This window comes from Pyxidicoccus trucidator, from assembly GCF_010894435.1.
GTDB lineage: Bacteria > Myxococcota > Myxococcia > Myxococcales > Myxococcaceae > Myxococcus > Myxococcus trucidator.
Window position 1 is genome coordinate 272914 of record NZ_JAAIXZ010000005.1, and the last position, 24195, is coordinate 297108.

The 24195-nt window shown below is 72.2% G+C and carries 22 protein-coding genes; 1 reads left to right on the forward strand and 21 read right to left on the reverse strand.

From position 1 onward, the window contains the following. Positions 1–3: 3 nt before the first annotated feature. The 21 genes from G4D85_RS17015 to G4D85_RS17115 form a co-directional block, all read right to left on the reverse strand. Positions 4–1644, reverse strand: a complete 1641-nt coding sequence (locus G4D85_RS17015; protein WP_164013170.1) for a tail fiber domain-containing protein — start codon at positions 1642–1644, stop codon at positions 4–6. Further along, positions 1641–3032, reverse strand: coding sequence for a hypothetical protein (locus G4D85_RS17020; protein WP_164013172.1), 1392 nt, complete (start codon positions 3030–3032; stop codon positions 1641–1643). Before G4D85_RS17020 ends, G4D85_RS17015 begins: the two co-directional genes overlap by 4 nt. Next, the gene (locus G4D85_RS17025) at positions 3029–4588 is read right to left on the reverse strand and encodes a baseplate J/gp47 family protein (protein ID WP_164013174.1); all 1560 of its coding nucleotides are present in this window, start codon (positions 4586–4588) and stop codon (positions 3029–3031) included. The genes G4D85_RS17020 and G4D85_RS17025 overlap by 4 nt, the downstream gene beginning before the upstream one ends. Next, the gene (locus G4D85_RS17030) at positions 4585–5070 is read right to left on the reverse strand and encodes a hypothetical protein (protein ID WP_164013176.1); all 486 of its coding nucleotides are present in this window, start codon (positions 5068–5070) and stop codon (positions 4585–4587) included. Before G4D85_RS17030 ends, G4D85_RS17025 begins: the two co-directional genes overlap by 4 nt. A 32-nt stretch (positions 5071–5102) precedes the next feature. Beyond that, positions 5103–5516: a DUF2634 domain-containing protein gene (locus G4D85_RS17035; protein ID WP_164013178.1), complete on the reverse strand. Its 414-nt coding sequence runs from the start codon at positions 5514–5516 to the stop codon at positions 5103–5105. Beyond that, positions 5513–6163, reverse strand: coding sequence for a hypothetical protein (locus tag G4D85_RS17040; RefSeq protein ID WP_164013180.1), 651 nt, complete (start codon positions 6161–6163; stop codon positions 5513–5515). Before G4D85_RS17040 ends, G4D85_RS17035 begins: the two co-directional genes overlap by 4 nt. A 2-nt stretch (positions 6164–6165) precedes the next feature. Beyond that, the gene (locus G4D85_RS17045; RefSeq protein ID WP_164013182.1) at positions 6166–6798 is read right to left on the reverse strand and encodes a phage baseplate assembly protein V; all 633 of its coding nucleotides are present in this window, start codon (positions 6796–6798) and stop codon (positions 6166–6168) included. Beyond that, positions 6795–7343: a hypothetical protein gene (locus G4D85_RS17050; protein ID WP_164013184.1), complete on the reverse strand. Its 549-nt coding sequence runs from the start codon at positions 7341–7343 to the stop codon at positions 6795–6797. The genes G4D85_RS17045 and G4D85_RS17050 overlap by 4 nt, the downstream gene beginning before the upstream one ends. Continuing rightward, positions 7340–8224, reverse strand: coding sequence for a DNA circularization N-terminal domain-containing protein (locus G4D85_RS17055; RefSeq protein ID WP_164013186.1), 885 nt, complete (start codon positions 8222–8224; stop codon positions 7340–7342). The genes G4D85_RS17050 and G4D85_RS17055 overlap by 4 nt, the downstream gene beginning before the upstream one ends. A 1-nt stretch (position 8225) precedes the next feature. Continuing rightward, positions 8226–9254: a contractile injection system protein, VgrG/Pvc8 family gene (locus G4D85_RS17060; RefSeq protein ID WP_164013189.1), complete on the reverse strand. Its 1029-nt coding sequence runs from the start codon at positions 9252–9254 to the stop codon at positions 8226–8228. Positions 9255–9258: 4 nt separating this feature from the next. Beyond that, positions 9259–9507, reverse strand: a complete 249-nt coding sequence (locus G4D85_RS17065; protein ID WP_164013191.1) for a hypothetical protein — start codon at positions 9505–9507, stop codon at positions 9259–9261. A gap of 1298 nt (positions 9508–10805) precedes the next feature. Further along, entirely contained in the window at positions 10806–11657 is an 852-nt protein-coding gene (locus tag G4D85_RS17070; RefSeq protein ID WP_164013193.1) for a hypothetical protein, read from the reverse strand. 3 nt (positions 11658–11660) lie between these two features. Beyond that, positions 11661–12050 (reverse strand): hypothetical protein, encoded by a 390-nt coding sequence (locus G4D85_RS17075; RefSeq protein ID WP_164013195.1) that lies wholly within the window; start codon positions 12048–12050, stop codon positions 11661–11663. Positions 12051–12065: 15 nt separating this feature from the next. Beyond that, on the reverse strand, positions 12066–13442 hold the full coding sequence (locus G4D85_RS17080; RefSeq protein ID WP_164013197.1) for a phage tail sheath C-terminal domain-containing protein: 1377 nt from the start codon (positions 13440–13442) through the stop codon (positions 12066–12068). 202 nt (positions 13443–13644) lie between these two features. Continuing rightward, complete coding sequence (locus tag G4D85_RS17085; protein ID WP_164013199.1) at positions 13645–14157, reverse strand: hypothetical protein; 513 nt, start codon at positions 14155–14157, stop codon at positions 13645–13647. 202 nt (positions 14158–14359) lie between these two features. Further along, on the reverse strand, positions 14360–14773 hold the full coding sequence (locus G4D85_RS17090) for a response regulator (protein WP_164013201.1): 414 nt from the start codon (positions 14771–14773) through the stop codon (positions 14360–14362). Positions 14774–14934: 161 nt separating this feature from the next. Continuing rightward, positions 14935–16614, reverse strand: coding sequence for an ATP-binding protein (locus G4D85_RS17095; protein ID WP_164013203.1), 1680 nt, complete (start codon positions 16612–16614; stop codon positions 14935–14937). A 10-nt stretch (positions 16615–16624) separates the two neighbouring features. Beyond that, positions 16625–17995 carry a periplasmic substrate-binding domain-containing protein gene (locus G4D85_RS17100; RefSeq protein WP_164013205.1) on the reverse strand — a complete coding sequence of 457 codons (1371 nt, stop codon included), beginning with the start codon at positions 17993–17995 and terminating at the stop codon, positions 16625–16627. Continuing rightward, positions 17992–19356 (reverse strand): FG-GAP repeat domain-containing protein, encoded by a 1365-nt coding sequence (locus G4D85_RS17105; protein WP_164013207.1) that lies wholly within the window; start codon positions 19354–19356, stop codon positions 17992–17994. The genes G4D85_RS17100 and G4D85_RS17105 overlap by 4 nt, the downstream gene beginning before the upstream one ends. Beyond that, entirely contained in the window at positions 19353–21974 is a 2622-nt protein-coding gene (locus G4D85_RS17110) for a penicillin-binding protein 1A (RefSeq protein WP_205525577.1), read from the reverse strand. The genes G4D85_RS17105 and G4D85_RS17110 overlap by 4 nt, the downstream gene beginning before the upstream one ends. A 96-nt stretch (positions 21975–22070) precedes the next feature. Next, a complete protein-coding gene (locus G4D85_RS17115) occupies positions 22071–23132 on the reverse strand; it encodes a tetratricopeptide repeat protein (protein WP_240359325.1) in 1062 nt (353 codons plus the stop codon). Between the two features lie 215 nt (positions 23133–23347). On the opposite strand from G4D85_RS17115, the gene xth reads away from it, so the two are divergent. Continuing rightward, entirely contained in the window at positions 23348–24118 is a 771-nt protein-coding gene (gene xth, locus G4D85_RS17120; protein ID WP_164013211.1) for an exodeoxyribonuclease III, read from the forward strand. The last annotated feature ends 77 nt before the right edge of the window (positions 24119–24195 follow it).

Here is a 24195-nt window from a genome sequence, read left to right on the forward strand (position 1 = left end):
AGGTCAGCGGGCCGTGAGCGCCTGGATGCGCTCCTCCAGCGTCCGGAGCTTCTCGTCGTACTGGCGCTTCAGTTCCTGGATGGCGGCGACGGCGAGCACGCCGATGGTGTCGTAGGAAATGCTCTTGATGCGCCGGCCCGGCTCGGGCTCGGCTTCGGCGACGAGCTCGGGGAACAGCGGCTCCACGGCCTGGGCGACCAGTCCGATGCTGCGCGTGCCGGTGGCCTTCCAGTCGAAGCTCACCGGCTGGAGCGCCAGCACCCGCTCCAGCACGCCGCCGATGCTGGCGATGTTCTCCTTCAGCGAGACGTCCGAGTTCCGGTTCCACGAGCCGTCCTGCGGCATGTAATAGCCCTGGCCGTTCTGGTGGTAGAAGACCGCCGTGCCCTGGCCCTCGTAGAGGATGTTGAGGAAGCGGCCGGTGTTGTTGTGCTCCTGCAGGCGGATGCCGGCCACGCCCCGCTGCTGCACGTGCAGCGGCGCCTGGGGCCCGTTGGTGCCGAGCCCCACGTTGCCGTCCGGCGAGAGCCACATCGCCTGGTAGGAGTTCTCCAGGGCCATGGAGAACGCGCCGCTGGTGCGCACGCCCACGTCCCACCAGCGCCCCGCCGGGACGCCGCCGCTGATGCCGTAGCGCATGGAGGCGCGGGCCTCGCTCGCCATCCAGGAGACGTGGGGGTTGTTGAACATGATGCCGGCGGCCCCACCGGCGGCCCCGCCGGCGCCGAGGGTGACGTGGGAGTTCCCGTTCCCCCAGTTGGCCGTGGCGGTCACCACCAGCCGGTCCCAGCCGGCCGGGGCGCCTGGGATGCGGACGTCCAGCGCACCCTGCGGGTCCGTCGTGCCAATGCCCACGCGTCCGTTGATGACGGTGAGCCGCTCGGCCCCCGACTGCCACAGGCCGATGGAGTCGTCCGGGTCGTTGTCACAGCCAATCATCAGCTTGGTCGTCTCACCGGAGATGACGTAGTAGCGGATGAAGGCCTGGTCCCCGCTGCCACCGCCCGGGTCGGAGGGGAACTGGATGCCCGCGGTGGGAGCGTTGCCCACCGTGGGGACGAGCGCGCCGCGGGTGACGCGCACGCTGCCAGCGCCCCGGGCCTTGAGGTTCAGGTCCTGGTCGGCGTTCGAGCCGGTGGCGTACACGGTGTTATGGCCGAGTCCCACGCCCTGGGTGCCGTTGGAGTGCCGGAACTCGACGCCGTCGTCGGCCGCGAAGTCGCCGGTGACGTACAGCGTGCGGTTGCTGCCGTGGGTGCCGGTGCGGGTGTTGCCCTGGATGTCCAGCTTCGAGCCGGGCGCGGTGGTGCCGACGCCCAGGTTGCCCGTCACCGTCAGCGCGCCGGTGATTCCGCCACCGGTGACGTTGAGCTTGGTGTTGCCCAGGCCGGTGATGGACGTGCCCAGCTCCGTCAGGCGGGTGAGCACGTCGATGCTCTTCACCGTGAGCGCCACCGAGGCGTCCACCCGGTTCACCTTCAGCGAGGCGGTGGGGACGATGCTGTCCCCGTCGAGCTGCTTGCCGTCGTCGGCCCCCCGGTGCGTGTGCGTGCGGACCTCATCCCGCAGCTTGATCTGCATGTTGTTCCACATGTCCGCGAGGATGGGGTCGCCGGACTTCGCGGGGTAGAAGGGGTCACTCATGGGAACCTCGAGGAGTTGAAGCGGGTCGCGCCGAACACGCCGGCCCAGGAAAGCTCTTCCTGGGGCTCCGGCAGCTGGTCGCTCAGTTGGATGGTGTAGCCAAAGTCCGTGAGGGCATCCTTCGGCTCCAGCTTCTCCGGGAAGGACATGGAGACCTCCTGCCGGGCGGGGCCTTCCTCCATGGAGACGACCTCGGACGGCATGGGCAGGGTGAGCTCGATGCGGGTGCGCACCCCCGCCGCGCGCCCGTACTCCAGCGCCGCCGCCAGCTCGCGCACCAGCCCTGGCAGCCCGGGCACCAGGCCCTCCGCGTCCGGCTCCAGCAGGTGCGGAGGCACGTAGTCGGCGGGGATGCGCAGCACGCAGGTGGCGGGGGTGATTTCCGTCCAGTCGAAGCGCAGGTCCGCGCGGGGCGTGGCGCGAGTCACCTTCGCCTGGGCCTCCGCCTCTTTCAGCCGCGCCTCGGACCAGCCCAGCAGGTAGGAGCGGATCTCCCCGCGCACCAGCGTGTCGTAGCTCCAGTGGCTCTCCCCGGGAACCAGCTCGGGCAGCCGCTTGTTCTCCTCGAAGACGGAGAAGCGCGTCCCGGGTGCGTCGAAGCGGGTGAGGGGCCCCACGTCGTCCTTGCTGGAGAAGCGCGTCGGGTGCGCCAGGATGAGGGGCTCCTTCGCCGGGCGCCCGTCGATGGCCGGCGGGCGGTCATTGCGCAGCGTGAGGGTTCCTCCCTTGGGTACGAGTCCGAGGAAGAACAGGTCCAGCCCCGACTGCTTGTGGCGGAGGACGGGGACGGCGATGTCGGCCTCGGTGGCCTTGAGGGAGATTTCCGGGGTGGCCGTCTCCAGGCCGCCGTTGGCGGTGAGCAGGTGCTGGCCCCCGAGCACGTTGCGGAACTGCGCCGCCTGGGAGGTGGGTGGGTTGTCGTCCAGCTCGACGCGCAGCGGGCGCCAGGTACCATCCGCCTTCTGCACGGTGAAGTGGCCCACCGCCGTGGAGCCCTCCCAGTGAAGCTGTGGGGGCTGCTGGGCCAGGTACACCAGCGACACCAGCTGCAGCAGGGCGGGCGCGGAGCCCAGGCCCGTGCGGTGCAATTCCACCAGCGCGGCGAGGTGCTGGCGGAAGTACGCGTCCGGCTCACCCCGGCGCGGCTGGAGGTTGTAGAGCTCGCCCAGCCGGCCCAGCTCGGAGGCCCCCTTGACCTCCAGCGAGTCCTCCACGCCGAAGCCCCGCGCCAGGGTGTACCAGCGCGAGCGCATCAGCCGCGTCAGCCCGGTCTCCATCCGCCCCAGTTCCGCGGCGAGCGTGGAGAAGAAGAGGTTGAGCCGGGTGCCGCCATGGAGCACCAGCGGCAGGTAGCCCACCATGCGGCGCGCGCGCTGCTCGGGCGTCATCCGACCCCCACCAGCTCGGCGTTGCCGAGCACCAGGCGCACGTCCTTCTTCAGCGGCAGGGTGGTGAGCGCGCCCTGCACCGGCGGCGTCTCCACCCGGACCAGCGTGACGGACAGGCCGGTGTCCAGGGTGACGTTGCAGGACAGCAGCCCCTCCACCCGGGCCTGGGCCTTCAACGTCGCCTGCAGGTCTTCCCAGGTGATGCGCGCGTCGCGGTTCGCCTGGACGTCCTCGGCGAGCCGGGCCGCGTACACGTCCACCGCGGCGCGCAGCGCCTGGCGCACCTGCTCGGGCGTGCGCACGTCTGCGGCCGGCAGGGAGACGACCAGCTCCAGGCTCCAGGTGAGCGGGCGCAGGCGGGAGATGCGCGGCGGCTTGCGGTCCAGGTCCACCGCGGGCGTCTCCAGCGCGTCCATGCGCCAGTCGCGGCCGGGGCCGTACACGCGGCTGCGGTCCTCCTTCACCAGCACCTTGTCCAGGGGGTTGGCGGGGTCCACGCCCCAGCCGAAGGTCTCCACCTCCAGGTCGCTGATGCGGCGCACGGCGGGGTTGCCGAAGAGGATGGCCTCCAGCTTGCGGCGGCTCACCGTGTCGCCCACCGGCAAGTCCCGCGCGAAGCGGGAGAGGGCCTGCTGGAGCTCGCGGCGGAGCCGGTCGAAGGTGGCCTCGTCCATGTCGGGGTCCACCGGCTCCACCTGGAAGGCCACCTGGAAGTAGACGGTGCGCGCGTAGCGCAGGCGCACGCGGATGCCGGCGGCCTTGGAGGCGCGGATGGCCCCTTCCACGAGCGTCACGCCCGCCGCGTTCTCCTCGAAGCCCGCATCCCCCACCAGCACGTCGATGACGCCCGGCGGCGCGTCCTCCGGCTCGCGCACCGTGACTTGCCGCACGCCCTGCTGGCGCACGGCGGCGGCGATGGCCTCCAGCGTGCCCTTCTCCCCGTCACGCAGGGCGGTGCGCGCGCGCGCGCGCAGGCTGTCGTCCGTCTCGTCCTCGCCGGTGCGGCGCAGGGGCGCGCGGTTGATGACGGACTCGATGCCCAGCACCGGCCGCGGCATGACGCTCAGCCGGCCGGGGTTGATGACGGTGGGGGCCTGGCGGGAGGCCTCCGAGTCGTCCTGGATTTCCTGCACGCGGACGACCAGACGCGTCTCCCCGCGGCGCAGCACCGCCTCCTCCATCGTCTCGAAGAGGGGCAGGGGCTTGGAGTCCGCGGCCAGGCCGGTGACCTGCCGACCGGCGGGGATGCCGATGTCGTCCGGCGCCGGCGAGGCGCGGCTGAACTCCACCTCTCCGGTGAGCCGACCCGCGCGGGCGCGCTCCAGGCCCAGCACGGCCACCACGTTGTCCAGCGCCGCGCCCTCGGCGGTGTTGAGGTAACCCGAGTGGTGGGCCAGCTCCATCATGGCGTAGAAGGTGGCCATCTCCCGGGCGTACGCCTCCGCCAGGGTGCGCGCCATGCTGCCCGTATGGGTGTCTGTCCCCGGCCCCAGGTTCGACAGCAGCCGGTCGACGATGGCGCTGAACGAGGTTTCTTCTGGGGGAATGAGGCTCAAAAGGAGATCTCCCAGGTCATCTTCATCACCATGTTGGGGCCGCGGTTGACCTCCTCGAAGCGCACGCGGTTGAAGAGGACGCGGGTGGTGGCGCCCTGGGTAATCTGGATGCCGGCCTCGGTGAGCGGCTGCACGGTGGCCTGGGTGAGGGCGGGCAGGGTGGCCGTCACCGTGGCGCGGATGACGCTGAGGCCGTCCGCGCGGGTGATGACCTCCACCTTCGGAGCGGCGTCCAGCGCCTGGTCCACCTGGGTGCCCAGCTGGGTGTCGGAGACCTGGGCCTGCGCGGTGCCCGTGCCCACGGCGATGGCCCAACGCGTGGGCAGCGCATCCACCTTTCCCATGAGGAGGTTGGCCAGCAGCTGCTTGCCGGCGGTGGTGATGAGGTTGGGTACCGTGCGGCGCTCCACCAGCGTGCCGTCCGTGCCCAGCAGCTCGAGGGTCAGCACCCCGCTCACTGCCTGTTTCTCCCTGAGGTCCATGGCGCTCTCCCGAAGTCGTTCGTGCCGTGCGCTCAACCGAGGTCGAGCGCCAGTCCCAGCTCCACCGCATCTCCCGTGATGGCCCGGATGCTGGCCCGCACGTCCACCGCCCCGGGCAGGTCCGCGCGGGCGCTGACGGTCAGCGCCGTCACCTCCTCCACGCGCGGGTCCTCCTTGAGGGCCTGCCGCACGTAGCGGCGCAGCAGCTCCAGGTTGGCGCGGTCCAGGGGCTCGCCGATGAGGTCCGCCACGCGGCTGCCGTAGCGCGTGTGGCCCAGCTCGACCAGGTGCCCGCGGTAGACGATGAGCCGCATCGTCAGCGCCTGGATGAGGTTCTCCTTGCCGCTCACCGTGGTGGCCCCGGTGTCGGTGGACCAGTCGAGGTCCACGTCGCCGGACTCCTTGAAGGAGAGCCGCAGGTCCGTCTTGAGCTCGTCCGCGCTCACATCAACCTCCCGGGCGCGGCCGTGGCGCCGGGCGAGCTGGCGATGCCTGGAGACACCTTGAGCCGCGTCATCATCTGCGTGAGCGCGTTGGACAGCGTCTCGGCCATGGCCGAGGCCAGGTCCGGCGCGTTCTCCCCCTGGATGCCACCCGCCTGGAGGAAGCCCAGGGCCAGGGGCTGCAGCAGGGGCTTCGGCGGGGCCGCGCCCATCAGACTGCCGGGCGCAGCCGTGGTGAAGCCCGCGATGGCGATGCCCGGTGCCACCATGACCATCGTCGTGAAGAGGATGAGCGCCTGCTCCACCGTCTGCGCAATCGCCTTGGCCAGCGCGCCCTGCTTCTCGCCGTTGATTTTGTTGGCGGCGAGCATCCCCTGCGCAATGGGCTCTATCTGCGAGGCCCCCGGGCCGCCCGCGGGAGGGGGCAGCATCATCCCCGGGCCCGCCGTGCTGCCGGAGCCCGCCGGAGGCGGCGCCGCGGCGGGAATGCCCGGTGCCACCATGGCCATGGACACGAAGAGGGTGAAGGCCTGCCCGCACGTGCTCCCGAGCGCCGCCGCCAGGTCGGGCGCGTTCTCCCCGCGCAGGCTGGCCGACTGCATGGCGGCCTTGGCGAGGTTCTCGATTTCACTTCCGCTCGGTGCCGGCATGGTTACTTGGCCTTCACGTCCTGCGAGCCCTTGAGCGGAGCGCCCGTGAAGTAGCACTTGTGGCTCTTCTCGGTGATGACGCCGCTGCCGCCAGTGCCCAGGTCAATCTTCCCGGACGCATCCACCGTGCAGTCCGTGCACTTGAGCTGGACGTTACCCTCCACCTCCAACATCAGGTCCGTCTTGCCCTTGATGGTGATGACGTCGTCCTGCTTCACCGTCACCACCGTCTCCCCGGCGGTGAGGACCACGGACTGGTCCTTGTCGATGGAGATGGACGTCTTGCCTCCGGGGGGCGCGACGACGCGCCACTCGTCCGCCTCGTGGATGGGCGGGTTGACCTCGTCCGAGTAGAGGCGGCCCACGACGATGGGGCGGTTGGGGTCTCCGCCCAGGTAGGAGAGCAGGACGAGCTCTCCCGCGCGCGGCGCGCTCACCATGCCGATGTGCGGGGTGGCGATGGGCACGCGCCGCAGCTCCAGCCCGCTCTCACGCAGCTTCACGTTGCACTCGTGGTTGTGCGTGTCGCCGTCCGCGTGGGGAAAGGAGCTCGTCACCACGCCGATGTCGCCCTGGCGCAGGGACGCCAGCTCGTCGCGGATGATGGCGCGGATGATGGTGACCAGGTCGCTCATGTCGCGCCTCCCGCGGCGAGGGCCGCCTTGCCAGGGGTGGGGGACACGGGCTTCGCCGGAGCCTGCACGAGCCGCTCTCCCAGCGTCTTCAGCGTGGCGGTGATGTCCGTCACGGACGCGCGCAGCTGCTTCAGGGACTCCTCCGGGAGGAAGCCCTGGAGGATGGCCGTCGCGCCGGCGCGGAGCTTCTCGAGGAGCGCGAGCGCCGCCCGGCTCGCATCCGCCAGGGGCGCCAGGGGCTCCATGCCCATCTGTCGCAGCTCCTCTCCGGAGGAGTCCGCGAGCTGGTGCATCCCCTCGAAGGCGGGCTCCAGGTTCTCCAGCAGCCGGGGGATGGCCGCCACCTGCTCCAGCTTCGCAATCCAGGAGGTAATCAGGTCCAGCACCCCGGTGAGCGCCTGGAGCGCTGACTTCACCGCTTCTCCAATGCCGAGCTGTCGCACGAGGTCCACCAGGGCCTCCACGGTCTGCGTCTTGAGCAGCTCGTCCAGTGCGTCGATGAGCCGGGTGATGCCGGCGAGGATGTCGGCCGTGGTGGTGCTCACGGTTTGGCCTCCAGGTCCTTGAAGGGGCCCAGCGGGTCGAAGTCCGCCAGCACTCCGCCCAGCTCGGTGGCCTCCTTGGCGACGCGCTGGAGCTTCGCCAGGAAGTCGCCCGCGCCGGCAATGGCCTTGATGAGGCTGAGGGCCGCGCCGAAGTCGATGCCCTTCACCATCTCCAGGAGGCTGACGCCCTCGGAGGCGAGCTTCTGGATGAACTCGCCCAGGCTGCCGGCGCTGCGCAGCGAGTCGACGAAGCCGCCGATGGCCGCGGGGTTCACCTTGCCGAGCGAGCCCAGCAGGCTGCTGAAGTTCTTCCCGGTCAGCGAGTCCTTGCCCTGGTTGACGACGGAGCCCAGCTCGTCCGGCGTGAGGTGGCCGAGCAGCTCCGGGTTGGCGTCCACTGCCTCCATGAGCGAGCCGGGGTCCTGCAGCACGCCCGCGGCGGCCACGGAGCCCTCGGCCCACGAGGCGGCGTCGTCGGCCACCGCGTCGTCCACGGCGGCCACGCCCGCGTCGGCGGCGGCGGGCGGCTCCAGGTACTCCTTCACGCGGAGGAAGAAGCTGAAGCGGCTCTCGTGGCCGGCGAGCTGCTTCACCTGGAAGTCGGCGATGAGGACGTCGGTGAGGTCGGCCCCGGCGATGGCGTCCGCGGCGAACGACATCGGCGTGGTCTTCATCTGCGCCTGGCGCAGCTCCTCCAGCTCGGCCTGGGTGTCATCGCCGAGGAGGATGCCCTCCATGACGATGGTGACGGGCTCGCGGCCCAGGTCCTGGAAGACGCTGCCGGACTGGCCGGGCACGCGCTGCTGCACGAGGTTGCGCGCGTCCTCGGTGTAGACGTTCGTCAGTCCGGTGAGCTCGATTCTTCCGATGCGGACTGGCATCTCAGAGCTCCATCCGGGTGACGAAGCCCGCGCTGGCGCTCAGCGTGTGCCGCACCCCGCGCACGCGGAGCACCTTGCCGGAGGCGAGCGACTCCACCGGGTGGCCCTTGGGAATGTCATTCAGCTGCACCGTGTCGCCCGGCTTCACGGCCGGGGCTCCCAGCACCTCGATGAAGCCGCGCACCGGGCGTGACGCCAGCGCCGTCATCCGCGCCTTCGCGTGGGTGGCCGCGTCGTCGCCGGTGCGCAGGGCGCCGTCGCGCACCTCGCGAGGCAGCGAGCCCGCGCTGCCGGCCTGCACGCTGCCGTTGCTCCCGAGCGCGGCCTTGCCGCTGACGGAGGCGAGGTCGGCCACGAGCCAGTGGCCCTTCTCCGTGCCCTGCGTGCTGGCGGCGCCCTCGCCCCACACCTCCACGCCGTCGAGGGCGGGGGGCGTCTCCCGCAGCTCGGCGCGCAGCACCTGCTTGCGGTAGACGAAGGTGTGGTCCGGGCCGCCGTCCGCGGGCGGGACGAAGTGCACCTGGCCCTTGCCGTCCGTGTAGACGTCGAAGCCGCACTGCTCGGCCAGTCGCTGGATGTGGCGGAGCGCGCGGGGACCGCGGTGCAGCACGTAGCTGGGAAAGGTGGGGCCGTCCTCGATGGTGCCCGCGGTGGCGCCGGCCTTCTGCACCAGCTCGCTGACGATGGAGCCGGCCGTGGTGCTCTCGTAGGCTCCGCACACGTCGAGCCGCGCGAGCTTCGCCAGGGCATCCGTGCCCACGACCGTGGCGGAGTCCGGTGTGGCCCGCGTCTCCAGCACGACGCCGGTGAAGACGGTGACGCTCCCATCCCCCGCGTCGAGGGAGACGGTGGTGGCGTCCCCTGGCAAGGGCAGCGCCGAGTCCGACGTCGCCAGCTCCAACGTGCAGCGCCCGCCAGCGCCGTCCATGGTCAGCTCGCTCACGATGGAGCGCACGGCGCCATTGCCCTGGCCGGCCTTGCTGGAGGCCTTGAAGGAGCCGATGGTCACCGAGTAGGCGATTCCAGCCATGGGCTCAGACCTCCAGCCCGTGACGGCGTGCCGTCTCGCGGAGGATGTCCACCAGCGCGTCTTCGAGCGTGCGCCGGTCCAGACCGCCCTGGCCATGGGCGGGGTCCACATGGACGTTGACGTTGAAGGTGTTGGCCACGGCCGCCCCGGTGCCAGCGGCCGGAGTGCCCGAGCTGGCCGGTGGCGTGGAGGCCCGCGCCACGGTGAGGGCCGAGTGGGTGACCTGGTGCGCCTGCTCCCAGACGGGCGTCATGCCCCGGGTGACCTGCTCGCCGAGCCGGAGGGTCGCCGCATCCCGCTGGGGCGCTGGTGCCTCCGGGCTCGAAGAGGAGGAGGGAAGGGAGCCAGCCGCCGGGGCCTCACTGGCGAAGGTGAGACGGGCTCTCGGGTGGGGCGTGCCCACGTCCCGGGGCTGGGCGGGCGGGCTCACCGGAGCGCTGACAGGGGACAGCGCCGCGCTGCGAGGAGGGGCGGGGGGAAGCAGTCGGACTCCACGGCGGGCCGGCTCGGGCGTACGGGTGGCGGGCGCCGCTGCTCCACGCTGCTCCACCGTGACTGCCGTAGGCACTGCTCCACGCTGCTCCGCCGTGACTGCTGTTGGCACTGCTCCCTGCTGCTGCGCCCTGGCTGACCCTGACGCTGCTTCCCGGTGCCCCTCGCTCCCCGCTACTGGCGCGGTTCCCCGCTGTGCCGCGGTGGTCGCGACGGGCACGGAGCCCATCTGCTCCATCGTGACTGCCGCGGGCGCCACACCCTGCTGCCCCGCCGTGGGAGCCCTGGGGACGCCCTCGCGGAGCGTCGACGGAGCGGAGGAGCCTTGCTCCCTCGTCTCGGCGTGTGGAGCGGGAGCCGGGGAGGGTGAAGCCTCCTGTCTGACGGCTGCGGGCTTGAGCAGCCGGACGATGCGCCGCGTGGCCTCGGGAGACTGTGTGCCCGGTGCGGGTGTCGCGGCCTCCAGGGCGGAGGCTCCAGGGGCCGTGCCCAGGGGGGGACTGTCGGCGCTGCCCGTCCTTGCTGCCGGGCCCGCCGGGGAGTCCTCGGACCGCGCGCGTGGGTTCCCAGGCGAGGTCTCGGGCACCCGGGCCTGTCCGAAGAGCGCGGAGGGAGAGGAGCGCGGCGAGGCAGCGCGAGGCGCGACGGAGGACTCCTCGTCCCCGGCCCTCCGGATGGGAGCCGGCGCGGTGGCCGGGCTGGGAGCGGTACCGTGCGCCTCTGCTCGCGGCACGGCGCCCTCCGCTTCGAGCGTCGCGGAAGAGGTGCTGCCCGGGCCGCGAGCGTCTTCAGCAGCTCCGGCGCTGTACGCCGCCGTGCCCGCCGGAGCGCCACCCGTGGCCTGCGCTGCCCGTGCCGCCGTCTCCACGCTGGAGCCACCCGTGGTCAGTGAAGCCCGGGTTGTCGCCGCAGCCAGGCCCGTGGTCTCCGCGGGCGCCGATTCTTCGGGGGAGGAAGCTGGCAGCCGGACGCCGAGCTGTTTCGCGACGCCCTCCAGCGCCCGGAACGCGGGGCGCGCGAGGAACGCGGTGAGGTCTCGGGTCGTGAGGGACGTGCGCATCACCCGTCCTCCACCTGGATGACCACCGCGTCCGGGTACTCCGACAGCCGTGGCGGCCTCGCCGCGGGGGCGGGCGCGGGAGGCGGAGCCTCGGTGAGCTGGAGCAGGACCATCAGCCGGTCGATTTCCGCCGCGGGCGCCGCCCACACCTGCGAAGGGGTCCACCCCAGGGCCCGGCATAGCCGCAGCGTCACCTGGGCCAGTGCCCGGGCCTCGCCATCCGCGGCCTTCAGCGTGGCATCCTCGTCGCGTTGCCCGGCGTCGTTGAGGGAGACCACCGCGTCGAGCAGCAGCGCCGCGGAGGCGCCGTCCAGCGCCGCCAGTTCCACGCCGGGCGGCTCCAGGGCCACCACGGACGCGGCGAGCATGGCCCGCAGGTAGCGCTCCAGGCTCAGCTCCTTCGCGCCATCCGGCTGGGACGTCATGCTCGAGCCCAGCGCCTTCGCACGCTCGGAGAAGGTCCACGGCCGGAGCCGCGCGCGCACCGCTCCCGCGCGCACCCAGCCGTCCGCCTCCGCTTCCGGGCCCCGTGGTGCCGCGCCGCCCGTGGCCCACCAGAGGGCCACCGGCGCCAGCTCGTCGAAGAGTGCGTCCGGGACGCCCGAGTCGCGCAGCACGTCCTGCGCGAAGCCGCCGGCATCGAACTGGAGCCCGGCCCCATCCGCCCAGGCATGGCGGTCCAGGGCGCGCAGGTGCTCGTCGAAGCGCCAGCGGCGCAGCCGGATGCGTGCGCCGGTGGACGCCTCGACCTCCCCGGCCCCACCCGGACCGCCCAGGTGGACGCGGTAGTCACGTCCGTCCACCTGGATGTCGGCGGTCTCCCAGCGCGAGCTCGCGGGCACCTCCGTCACGCGCTACTCCTCGCGGATCCGCGTCGCCGTGAAGGCGTAGGTCGTGGCCGCGCTGCCGTGCGCGTCCAACTGGAAGGACTTGCCCTCCACGAAGCAGTCGTCGAACGACAGCGTCCGTGTCTCCTCGTTGCCCTCGGTGCGCTTGAGGTTCGTCACGAGCTGGAACTTGGCGCGGGCCTGCAGCAGCCCGTCCAGCTTGACGTTGGCGGAGCGAATCACCATCTCGCCCTGCACGGTGCGCAGGCCGAAGATGACGTCCACGCGCTCGTTCGTGCCGATGGCACGGATGTCCTCTCGCTCGGTGACGACCCGGAAGGCGAGCGACTGGAGGCCTTCCACGGCCTCACCGTCGACGAGGACGCTGCTACGGTTGGCGGAGAATACCGTTGGCATCAGTCCATCCCCTCATCAAACCTGGACCGTGATGGTCGCGTAGATGTAGTCGATTGCGCGCACGGGCCTGACGGCCATGTTGACCCGGACGATGCCGAGCGCGAAGTCCTGCTGGGACGAGTAGACCTCCACCTTGAAGGCGGGGTCCTTGCCGTCCGTGGAGGGGACGATGGCGCCGTCCTTCTCCATCTGCACCAGCGCTTCCACCAGCTTCTGCTTCAGCGCGCTGCGCCCGTCCGCGTTGTTCAGCAACCCGATGAAGAGGTCGCCAATCATCTTCAGTGTCCGCACGGCCCGGTCCGCCACGCGGCGCACGTTGATCTGGTCGCCGTCGGTGGTGAGCCCGCGCACGACGATGGTGCCCCGGCCGCGCTCCGTCACCACCGGCACCACATAGCCGCGCAGGAAGGCCTTCTGGTCCTCCACCGTCAGCGCGGGCAGCTCGCCCACGCCGGACACGCGCTTGAAGGTGGGGGATTGATGCGCGGGCAGGCTGCCTACCAGCCCCGCCACCGCGCCCACCACGCCGTTGGGCGCTACGAGGACGAAGCGGTCACTCACCAGGTTGCTGGCGAGCTGCACGTGCTCGTCCGTGGTGCCCGTGGGCGGTATCTGGCCGAAGCCGAGGCGGCCCTTGCTGTCCCCACTCAGGCTGTTGCAGTGGCTGATGACGTCGCCGTAGACGCTCGTCACCTTCGTCCGGTCCCCGAAGTCCTGGAGGGCGGCCAGCACCATGTCCACGTCGGGCTCGTTGCGCAGCCGGTTCAGCGCGGTGGCGTAGTCGCTCGCGCTCCCATCCTTGCCGCCCGCCAGGGTGTACGTGCCCGCGGTGGGCCAGCCCACCGTCTTGGACGCGTCCACCTTCACGAACGACGAGCCGCCGTCCAGCCCCGCGGCCAGCGCGCCCGGGGCGAGGTTGCGGAACACCTCCGTGGCTCCGCTGGCCGGGTGCGTCACCTCCACGTCGAAGGAGACGGACTTGTCGATGTTGTTCCGGTACTCCACCTTCACGGTGATGCCGTTGGCCCAGGGGCCCGGGGCCCGAGCCGTCAACGTGAAGCCGGACTTCTCCGCCGTGGTCCCATTGGGCGCCTTGGTGGCGTCCCCGGGAAGGGGGATGGTGGCGGAGAGGCCCGCGCTCGCTGGCAGCGGGGAGATGACGAGCTCGGAGACGCCGTTGTCGAGCGCCTGCCGCGCCTCGGGGAGGCTGTAGGCGCTGGCGCGGCCCATGACTTCCACGAAGCGGGACCAGCTGCCCGCGCGGACCACCTTGCCCGGGTTGACCTCCGTGAAGCCCGTGATGCCCAGGACGCCGGACGGCGCGAGTTGCTGCGGCAGCACTTCCTTGACGACCGTTACCTGGACACCCGGAATGATGAGGCCTGTGGCCATACGCTCTCCGACCCTCGCGAACGAGGGGGTGGATGCTCCTGCTCAGGGTGCAGGTTCCCCGGACCACGTGCCTGGGCGATTCGTGCCCACCCCTCGCGGGGGCGTGGTCCTCTTCATGTTGGGATGAAGCCCGGTGGCGTGCGCGGCGTCGTGACGACGCGCCCGGTGTGCGGCGGCGGAAGCCTGTCCGCCGGTGCGCGGGCTAGGTGGCCGGCGTGCCCGCCGCCAGGACGTTGACGCCCGAGTTGCGCAGCGCGGTGAGCGTCGTATCCGCCAGACGCGAGGCCTCGTTGATGAGCGCCTTGCCCACGTTGATGAGCAGGTCGACGATGGCGGCGACATGCAGCGCGCCGGCGCTCGCGAAGTCGACGATGATGTTGAGGAACTTCTGGCCGGTGGTCGCCAGCTCGCGCGCCGAGTCCGGCAGCAGGTCCAGGGTCGAGGAGACCAGGTCGCGCCCCGCCTCGAGCACGCTCCGGATGGAGTCGATGATCTTGGGGTCGGTCAGGGGCTTCACGATGCTCTCTACCGACTTGAGCACCGTGGCCAGGACGTTGCGCACCGGCGTCCAGATGACGGCAATCTTCTCGGTGAGGCTCTTGAAGCCGTCGCCGCTGACCGCGAGGTAAAGCTTGTAGAGCGCCTGCTCGACCTTGATGGCCACGTTGTCGGCGGTGGCAAGGACGTTGGAGGCCGTGGTGACTGGATCCGGCATGACGATTCCCCTCGGAAGAGACAGCGCGCTGACTGCAATGGGAATGCTGCTGCGGTGAGTCCGAACCACTGTGCGTCTGAGCGACGAACCGAGGTAACAGTAGACAGGTTAACAGTCTGGAAGAAAGGGCTTACTGAGTAGGTCTAGAAAAAACAGAAACGCCCCCCTCGCGCGTTCGGCGTCAGCTCACTGCAGGGAGACGCTACTCAGGCTGGGTGCGGACCTGCTCCGCGCGCGCCTGGAGAATCGGGCGCACCACGCCGCGGAAGTGCTCCCAGGCGCTCGGGCTGGTGGGCGCTTCCACCATCCCCAGAATGCCGGAGAGCGGCACGTCCTGCGGGAGCCACGTCGCGCGGGACACGATGAGGACGGGCACCTTCGGAAACGACGGGTTGAGCAGCAACTCCCCGTAGATGCCCCAGCCGCTGATGTCCGGCAGGTCCAGGTCCAGCAAGAGGAGATGCGGAGGCGGGCCCGACTTCAGTCGGCCGAGCGCATCCAGCGCGTGGTTCGCGAGCTGCACGTCCCAGCCCTCGGCTTCCAGGAAGGCGCCCAGGTTCCGTGCGAAGAAGACGTTGTCATCCACGATGAGGGCGCGGGGACGCTGCGACTGCATGCCGCGAGTGTAGCCAGATTGCCCTTGTCACGAAATTCGCGAGAGGGCCTCGCGTGCCGCGGCGAGGCCGTTCGCACTCCAAGTACCTGCCCGCGGCCAGCGGAAGCCTTGTTCGCACGTCTGGGTTGTACGTTCGTCTGGGGTGGAAACAACCCGCCCTGTCACTCCGCGCGCAGCCTCACGGGGCCGAGGCCCTCCGCGCGGGGCAGCACCACGCTGAAGCGAGCGCCCTGGCCGGGCTCTCCGCCCACGTCCAGCTTGCCGCCATGCTCCTGGAGGATGCGCGCGGCGATGGCCAGCCCCAGGCCGGTGCCGCCGTCCTTGGTGGTGAAGTAGGGCTCGAAGATGCGGGCGCGGTGCTCGGGTGGAATGCCCGGGCCGCTGTCCTCCACCTCGATGACGGCGTCCGCCTCCGTGCCCTTCACGCGCACGCGCAGCGCACCGCCCTTGTCCTTCATCGCCTCCTCGGCGTTCTTCACGAGGTTCACCAGCACCTGCGTGAGCTGGTCTCTGTCCACCTTCGCCACCACGCCCGTCTGGAGCGTGGGAAGTATCTGGATGCCCTCGGGCGGTGCGGCGTACAGCGACAGCACGCTCTGCACCAGCTCGGACAGGTCCACCGGGGCGAGCTGCGGCTTGGGCATCCGCGCGAAGCGGCTGAACTCGTCGACAATCCGCCGCAGCCGGTCCACCTCCTCCAGCACCACGCCCGCGCTCTCCTTGAACATGTCCGGGAAGCGCGGGTGGCGGGCCTCCTGCGCGGCCAGCAGCGTCTCCAGCGACATGCGGATGGGCGTCAGCGGGTTCTTGATTTCATGCGCCAGTCGCCGCGCCACCTCCTGCCACGCGGCGATGCGCTCGCTGGCCACCAGCCGCTCGGTGGTGGCCCGCAGCTCCCCCGTCATGCGGTTGAACGTGCGCACCAGCTCACCCACCTCGCCGCTGGCCTCGACGTCCACCTGCGCGTCCAGCGCGCCCTCCGCCACGCGCCGGGCGCCCTCGGTGAGGGCCTCCACCGGCCGCGTCATCCACCGCGACACCAGCAGGCCCAGCAGCACCGCGAAGGCGCCGCCCAGCCCGGCCAGCAGGAGGAAGGCGCGCATGACGCCCTGCTCGGCCTCGCGTGCCGCCGCGCGGCTGAAGACGAGTCGCACCTTGGCCGCATCTCCCAGGGACAGCGTACGCGCCACCGTGGGGGGCTCCGCCTCGCCCGCGCGGGCCAGCTCGGTGTCGCCGGACACCAGCGACACCTGGGCCTGGGTGAGCCGCGCCAGGTGCTGCGCCAGCCCCTCGTCCAGCAGCACGCCGCCCACCGCCCACAGGCGCAGGTCTCCGTAGTCCACGGGGCGCGCGGTGACGAGCGCGGGAAGCTGGCGCAGGCCGGACGGCGTGCGCACTTCCACGCGCACCGGCACGGGCTTGGGTGCCTTCTCGCGCGTGACGGCGAAGAGGGCGGGGTCCGGGTCTCCGCGTCGCGCGGGCAGGTGGCCCGAGGAGAGCACCGTGCCGTCCCGGTCGAAGAGGGCCAGCACCGACAGGCCCCGGCTCTTCATCAGCCCCTCGGCGGTGCCGGCTTGAATGGCGCGGGTGGGACGCTCGCGCGCCTCGCGGGCCAGGTCCTCCATGGCGGGGCTGTCCACCAGCTCCTCCACCGCGCGGCGGGCGGTGGCGCCGGAGCGCTCCAGGGACTCCTGCGCGGAGGTGGTGGCGGCCTCCATGCGCGCGTCCAGCTCGCGCGACAGCGTGTCACGCAAGCGGGTGAGGGTGAGGGGCACCACCACCGCGAGCGGCACCACCGCCAGCAGGGCGAAGGCGAGCGCCAGCCGGGTCCTCAGGCGCATGCGGGGTTCCTCACGGACGGCCTCCGGTGGCCGTGCCCTCGGAGGGCGCGAGGTAGAGCCCGTCCATCGACGGCAGGCCCTGCGCGTCGAACTTGAGGCCGCCCACCTCGGGCACCGCGCGGACGCCCAGGCCCTGCGCGTACAGCGGCACCAGCGGCACGGACGGCGCCAGCGCCAGGGCCCGCTCTCGCGCGCGGGCGTCCCGGGCCCCCGCGTCCGCCAGGTGGCCGATGGCGGGCAGCTCCACGCCGAGCAAGTCCCTGCGTCCGCCCGCCTCCAGCACCACCGCCAGCGCGGGGCCGGGCACGGGGGGCAGCAGCAGCGCGTGCAGCATCAGCTCGAAGTCGCCCTTCGCCCAGCGCGCGCGCAGCGCCGCGCGCGGCATCGGCTCCAGGGCCACGGTGTAGCCGCGCTCGTGCAGCTTCACCTGGATGCGCTCGGCCACCGCGCGCTGGTCCTCCAGCGAGGCGTCGTACAGCAGCGTCACCGTGCGCGGAGCTCCAGCGGTGGGCGGCGTGGGGCGGGGCCGGGGCCCCTGCTGCACCAGCTGGGGCGGCAGCAGGTGGGGCATGGGCAGCGCTGGCGCGTGGACGAAGAGGCGGGTGAGGTCCTCGCGGTCGATGGCGCTCTCCACCGCCTGCCGGAAGTCCGCGGGCAGCTTGCGCGGAGAGAAGGCGAGGTAGGTGGCGTAGAGGGGCACGCCGGCCGTGGTGTCCGTCTCCGAGGAGACGCCCAGCTCCAGCTGCACCTGCCGCGAGGACCACAGGCGCGCCAGGCCCCGCTCGTCCGTGCCGGTGAGCAGCAGCCGGTCCAGGTACGGACGGCCCTGGGGCCAGGCGAGCTGGGCCTCCAGCGCGCCCCGGCCCGCGGCGCTGAAGGGGCCCGCGGTGGTGGCCGACACGGGCGCGGCCAGGGCCGGGTGGCACAGCGCGCGCTCCAAATCCGGCCACGGGAAGGACAGCGCCAGCTCCAGCGTGGCGCCGTTGGCGTTCACCTGCCGCGCCTCGCCGCGCACCGGGTAGAGCAGGGCGCGGTAGGGCGAGGCGGCCTCGGCGCTGGCCAGTCGCATCCACGCGCGGGCCAGCGCTCCGGCGGTGGCGGCGTTGGGCAGCGTGAGGCGCACCGACTGGGGCGTGGGGCGCGACAGCTCGCGCGCGAGCGCGGGAAGGACGGTGCCGTCCGGCATGACGCGGCACACCGGGCGCGACAGCAGGCCCAGCAGCGTGGCCTCCAGGGGCGTGTCGGCGAGCGCGGGCTCGCCCACCTCGGGAGGGCCGTCATGGGCCACGCGCAGCTCCCCGCCATAGCGGGGGCGGCCGGCGGCCAGCGCGGGCGCGGCGGAGAGGAGGAGGAAACACGCGAGGGCGGAGCGGAGCGTCATGGCGCACCGTGGCGCAGGAGGAAGAGCTCGCCGGTGCCGTCCGGCTTCGTCAGGCCCACCACCACCTCGCGGCGCTTGTCGCCGTCCAGGTCGGCCGTCACCACGTACAGCGCGCGGCCGGCGGGCAGTGAGCCCTGCCACAGCGGCTCGCGCGCGGTGGGGTCGTCCCCGGTGGAGGAGAACACGCGCAGCACGTCCGGCGAGGGCTGGAGCTGTGGCGAGGTGGTGAGCAGCTCCGGCGCCCCGTCGCCGTCCACGTCGCCCAGCGCGCTGCCCGCGCCCAGGCCGCTCAACCGCGAGGGCGCGGCACCGGCCCGTGCGTAGAGGGACGCGGAGCCGTCCGGGTGGACGAAGAGCAGGCGCGGCGGCACGAGGCTCGCGGTGGTGAAGGGCAGGGGCACCGTCTGCGAGCGCCCATCCGCCAGCCGCACCTCCGGAGCGAAGGCCGTCTGTCCGGGCACGAAGCTCCCGCGCTCGCCAGGGCCCAGCGGCACCGCGTCCAGCGTCCCCAGCGGCTTCAGCGTGCCACGCGCCTTGTCCAGCGAGAGCAGCTCGCCGTGCGCGTGCCGGGTGCTCCACGCGGCTAGGCGTGGTGGGCCCGACAGCACGGCCAGTGCGCCGAAGGGCTCGCGGGTGGTGGCGTTGGAGAAGGGCAGCGCGTCCAGCTCGCGGCGGGCCAGCAGCCGGCCGTCGGCGGCGAAGACGGACACGTCATGCTCGGTGAGGGCGGCCACCTCGTCCCGGCCGTCCCCGTCCAAATCACCCGCGGCCAGCGCCGCCAGCGGGTGCTCCAGCCGGGCCAGGGCCGCGCCCAGCAGTCGCACGCCCCGGGGGGCGGTGCCATTCGTCGCGGGCGCCGAAGTGGCCCCGATGGAGGCCAGCACCAGCACGGCCGCGTCCGCCTCCACTGCCTGGGCCAGCGCGCCCGCGGGCTTCGGCGGGCGGGTGGCCGTGCGGCCGGACCAGAAGTTCACCCAGGTGCCCAGCGCGTCGCCCCGGGCGCGCAGCTCACCGCCCTCCACGTCCAGCGTGAGCCGCACCAGCGTGCGAGCCCCTTGCGCGCGGGCGGCGGCCTCGGCGGCTTCCGTGGTGGGCGCGTCCACCACCACCGGCGCCAGCCCCAGGCCCGACAGCTGCGCCGCGAGCACCGTGCCCACGGCGCGCCGCAATTCGGCGGAGCCTCCGGACAGGTGCAGGGCCACGGGGGCTTCGGCGGGCAGCGCGCGCACCGCGTCCGCCAGCGACTTCGCGAGGCGGTCGACGGCGGAGGCGTCCTGTGGGGCGGGGGTGGGAGCGGACTGGGGGGCGGCGCCGGCCGCGAGCGCGGCCAGCAGCGGGGCGAGGAGCAGGGCTCGGCTCACAATCCCTTCCTGTTGCCTTCCTCGAGGAAGAACTGGTCGGTGGTCACCTGGCCGGGCGGGGGCGCCTCGGCGGTGGGCTGCGTGCCCTCCAGGAACGGCTCCAGCCGGCCCGGGACGGAGGCGCCGGCCAGCAGGCCGCTGACGGGGTCGATGCGCACCTGCACCACGCCGGGCGGTACCTCGAACTCGCGCGAGGGCAGCCCCTCGTGGGCCACGCGCATGAACTTGAGCCAGATGGGCAGCGCGGCGCGGCCACCCGACTCACCGCCGCCGAGCGCGGAGTTGTCGTCGAAGCCCACCCACGCGCTGGCCACCCAGTCCGCCGTGTAGCCGGAGAACCACGTGTCCTTGGACTCCTGCGTGGTGCCCGTCTTGCCGGCGGCGGGGCGGTTCAGCTCGCGCACCGCCTTGGCCGTGCCCTCCTCCACGACGCTGCGCATGAGCGACGTGGCGAGGAAGGCCACCGGCGGGGGCAGCGTCTCCTCGAAGGCGGGCTGGTGCTCCTCCAGCACCTTGCCCTTCGCGTCGCGCACGCGCAGCAGCAGCAGCGGCTCCGCGTAGCGGCCGTTGGCCTGGAGCGTCGCGTACGCGTTGACGGCCTCCAGCATCGTCACCTCGCCGGTGCCCAGCGCCAGCGTGAGGTTCTCCGGCAGCGGCGAGTGGAAGCCGGCCCGGCGCGCGAAGTCGATGACGCTGGCCGGGGTGAGCGACTCGATGAGGCGCACGGACACCGTGTTCTTCGACTTGGTGAGCGCCGCGCGCAGCGTCATCGGCCCCTCGAACTGGCGGTCGTCGTTCCGCGGCTTCCACGTCTTGCCCGTGTACGGGTCGCGAACGGCCTCGGGCGCGTCGTTCACCTTGGACAGCGGCGTGTAGCGCCCGCTGCCCATGGCGGCGGCGTAGAGGAAGGGCTTGAAGGACGAGCCCGGCTGCCGCTTCGCCTGCGTGGCGCGGTTGAAGGACGAGCGCTCCGCGTCATAGCCGCCCACCAGCGCCGCCACGTTGCGGTTCTCCGGGTTGATGACCACGAGGCCGCCCTGCACCACCGGCACCTGGTCCAGCGCGGCCTCCACGAAGGCCGGCGCGGGCGGCGCCTTGAGGACGCGCACGTAGACGAGCTGCCCCTTCGTGAAGACGTCGGCGATGCCCTTGGGCGAGGCCTTGTTCTTCTGTCGCGCCCACGTCGCGGTGGAGAAGGGCACCTCGGCGGTGCGGCCCACCAGGTCCACGCGGGCGATGTTCCGCTTCTCGTCCACCTCGGTGACGTAGCCGGTGAGGCGCAGCCCTTCCTCCAGCGGCTTGAGGCGCACGGCGCGGGCCAGCAGCTCCTCCTCGGTGCGCGCGGCCTCCTCCTCGGGCGTCAGCTCCGGGAGCTGCTCCTCGGAGCCGTCCTCCTCCAGCTCCGCCGCGCCCGGCTTCGCCTTCGGCTCCTCCTTCTCCGCCTCCGCGCGGGCCAGCGGCGACAGGTCCGCCACATAGCCCTGGTCCTTCTGCCGGCGCCCCGCCTCCTCGATTCGCGTGGCGATGAGCGCCCGGTAGCGCGTCCACTGCCCGTCCGTCAGCGTGCCCCGCGACCCGCGGTAGCCCTGGCGCCGGTCCACCGCCTCCAGGCCCTCGCGCACCGCCAGCTCGGCCGCGGCCTGCAGCTTCGGCACCATGGCGATGTCCACGCGCAGGCCACCCTCCATGACGGCCTTCTCGCCATAGCGCTCGATGAGGGTGCGGCGAATCTCCTCGCCGTAGTACAGGCCGATGGGCTTCTCCTTGCGCGGCGCCAGGACGATGAGCTTCTCGATTTCCGCCTCCGCCACCGCCGCCGGCACCCAGCCGTTCCTCGCCATCTGCCGCAGCACGTACGTCTGGCGCGACTTCGCCCGGGTGATGTTCGTTACCGGGTTGATGCGGTGGGGAATCTGCACGGTGCCCGCGAGCACCGCCGCCTCTCCGATGGCCAGGTCCTTCGCGTGCTTGCCGAAGTAGAAGAGCGCTGCCTCCTCCAGGCCGTAGCGGCGCTGCCCGTAGTAGGACTGGTTGATGTAGAGCGCGAGAATCTGGTCCTTGGTGAGCGCCTCCTCCACGCGCGGCGTGAGAATCCACTCGCGGGCCTTGCGCGTGAAGCTGCGCTCGGGCGTGAGCAGCAGGTTCTTCACCACCTGCTGCGTAATCGTGGACGCGCCGGACTTGCGGCTGCCGGGGATGAGGTTCTTGACGGCGGCGCGGGCCATGCCGAACGGGTCCAGCCCCTGGTGCTTGTAGAAGTCCGCGTCCTCGGCGGCGAGGAAGGCGTAGCGCACGTGGGGCGGCAGGTCCTCCACGCGAATGAGGGTGCGCCGCTCGTGGGCGAACTCCGCGCAGAGACTCCCGTCCGCGCACGTCACCTTGGTGACCTGCGGCGGCTGGTAGTTGCGCAGGGCATCCACCGAGGGCAGGTCCTGGCTGTAATAGAAGTAGCCGCCCACGCCGACGAGCAGCGCCAGCAGCAAGCCCACCACCCCGGTGATGAGCAGCCGCTTCGTCCAGCGCCAGAGCCGGGCACCGAACCCGGGGCGCGCGGGAGGCGTCGCGGGGGAGGGCGTGGAGGAGTCAGGCGAGGAGGGCGTCTGGGAAGCCGGGTTCATGGCGCTTTCGGAAGGGGCCTGCACGTTAGACCGGGGGGACGGGAACGGGAACCGGCCTGGAAGGCCGTCCCGGGACGGCCTCCAGGCGGGGAGGCGCTACGGCGCGAGGGGCTCGGGCACCCCGGGCGCTGGAGTCCCCCTCTCCAGACCCTCGGACTGGGGGACGTCCGCGCGGGCCAGCCGATTCACGCGGTCCCCGTTGACGCGCGCCTGGACGTAGCGCGGGGACAGGCGGGTGGCGGTGGCGTACGAGGCGCGGGCCTCGTCCACCCGGCCCAGCCGCTCGTAGGCCACCCCGAGGTTGTTGTGCACGTAGGCCACATGGGGGAGCAGGGAAGCGGCCCGGGCCAGCACGTCCGCCGCCTTCCCGTCCTCCCCCGCGCGCAGGTAGGCGAAGCCCAGGTTGTTCAGCGCGTAGCCATGCTCCGGGTCCAGGTGCACCGCCTGCTGGAAGCGGAGGATGGAGGCGGACAGCTGCCCCGCGCCCAGGTGGGCGCGGCCGAGCACCTGGTACACCTCCGCGTCCTCGGGGCCTCGCAGCACCGCCTCCTCGCCCACGTGCACGGCCTCCGTGTAGCGGCCCAGGGACACCAGCAGTCGTGCCTGCTGCACCAGCGCGCCGGCCTCCTCCGGGAGGAGTCGGCCCAGCCGCTCGTAGGCCAGCACCGCCAGCTCCGTCTGCCCGTTGAGGCGGGCGAGCCGGGCAGCCTGCGTCAGGGCGTCCGTGTCGGACGGGTCGTCATGCAGGGCACGGCGGCACTCGGTGAGGGCACCGGAGAGGTCTCCCAGCTCGCGCAGGGTGCGTGCCCGGGCCAGGTGGTCCACGCGCCGCCCGTGCGTGTGCGCCAGGGCGAGCCCCGTGTCCGCCGACGTCTCGCGCGCCACCTCGCTCGCCGGGGCCGGCTCCACGTGCCCGTCGTCCCGCGGCTCCTCCCGGGTGGTGGAAGGGGCGGCCGGCGTCTCCTGAATCAGGCCGTTGCCCGCGCCGCCCTCGTGCGGCCGCACCTGCTGGGCCACGGCGAGCCACGGGCGCCAGGAGGAGGGCAGGGGCACGTCGTCCCACGTGGCGAGTCCGAACGCCGCGAGGCAGGCGGGCAGCAGGGCCTTCTTCAGGGCAGGGGGCAGGGTGAAGGAGGGGGACGCGGCGGCCTTGCTCATCCTGCGACTCGTGGGGCTCATGGTGACGACCTCGACTTGCTGCGGTGCGCCCGGAAAGGGCGCGGCGGGGGCCGTGTGTCGGGCTCCCACCTGGGGGTATTGCGACGGCCATGCCAGAGGCTCCGCCCGGGGGGACGAGAGGGGGTGTGTCCCCCCAGCCACACGGAGGGGGAAAAGCGTGGCGGGGGCGCGGGTGTCATGCGACGGTCCGCGCGATGAAGATCGCCACCTGGAACGTGAACTCGGTGCGGGCCCGTCAGGAGCGGCTGCTCGAGTGGCTGAAGACCCGGCAGCCGGACATCCTGTGCCTGCAGGAGCTCAAGTGCTCGGACGCCGACTTCCCCATGGAGGCCGTGCGCGAGGTCGGCTACCACGCCGTCACCCACGGGCAGAAGACGTACAACGGCGTCGCCATCCTCGCGAAGGAGGAGCCGCGCGACGTGGTGAGGGGGCTGTCGGACGGCGTGGATGACACGCACTCGCGCCTCATCGCCGCGACGGTGGGCGGCATCCGCGTGGTGAGCGCCTACGTGCCCAACGGGCAGTCCGTCGACTCCGAGCAGTACCACTACAAGCTCCAGTGGTACGCACGGCTGCGGAAGTACCTGGACACGCGCCACCAGCCGGGCGAGCCGTTGGTGCTGGGTGGCGACTGGAACGTGGCTCCCGCGGACATCGACACGTATGACCCGAAGGAGTGGGAGGGCCAGACGCTCTTCACCCAGAAGGAGAAGGACGCGCTCCAGCACGTGTGCGACTTCGGCCTGAAGGACGCCTTCCGCCAGCTCTACCCGGACGTGCAGAAGTTCTCCTGGTGGGACTACCGCATGCTCGCCTTCCCGAAGAACCGCGGTCTGCGCATCGACCACCTCTACGTCTCGGCGCCGCTCGTTCCGCGCGTCGTGCAGGTGGACGTGGACCGCGAGGAGCGGAAGGGGAAGCAGCCGTCCGACCACGCTCCGGTCTGGCTGGAGCTGCGCGGATGACCCGCCGCCCGGGGCTGTGTTCAAGCCCGGTGGAGGGTGCGTCCAGGGGGCGTGCAGGGAGCAGAAGACCCTCCGCT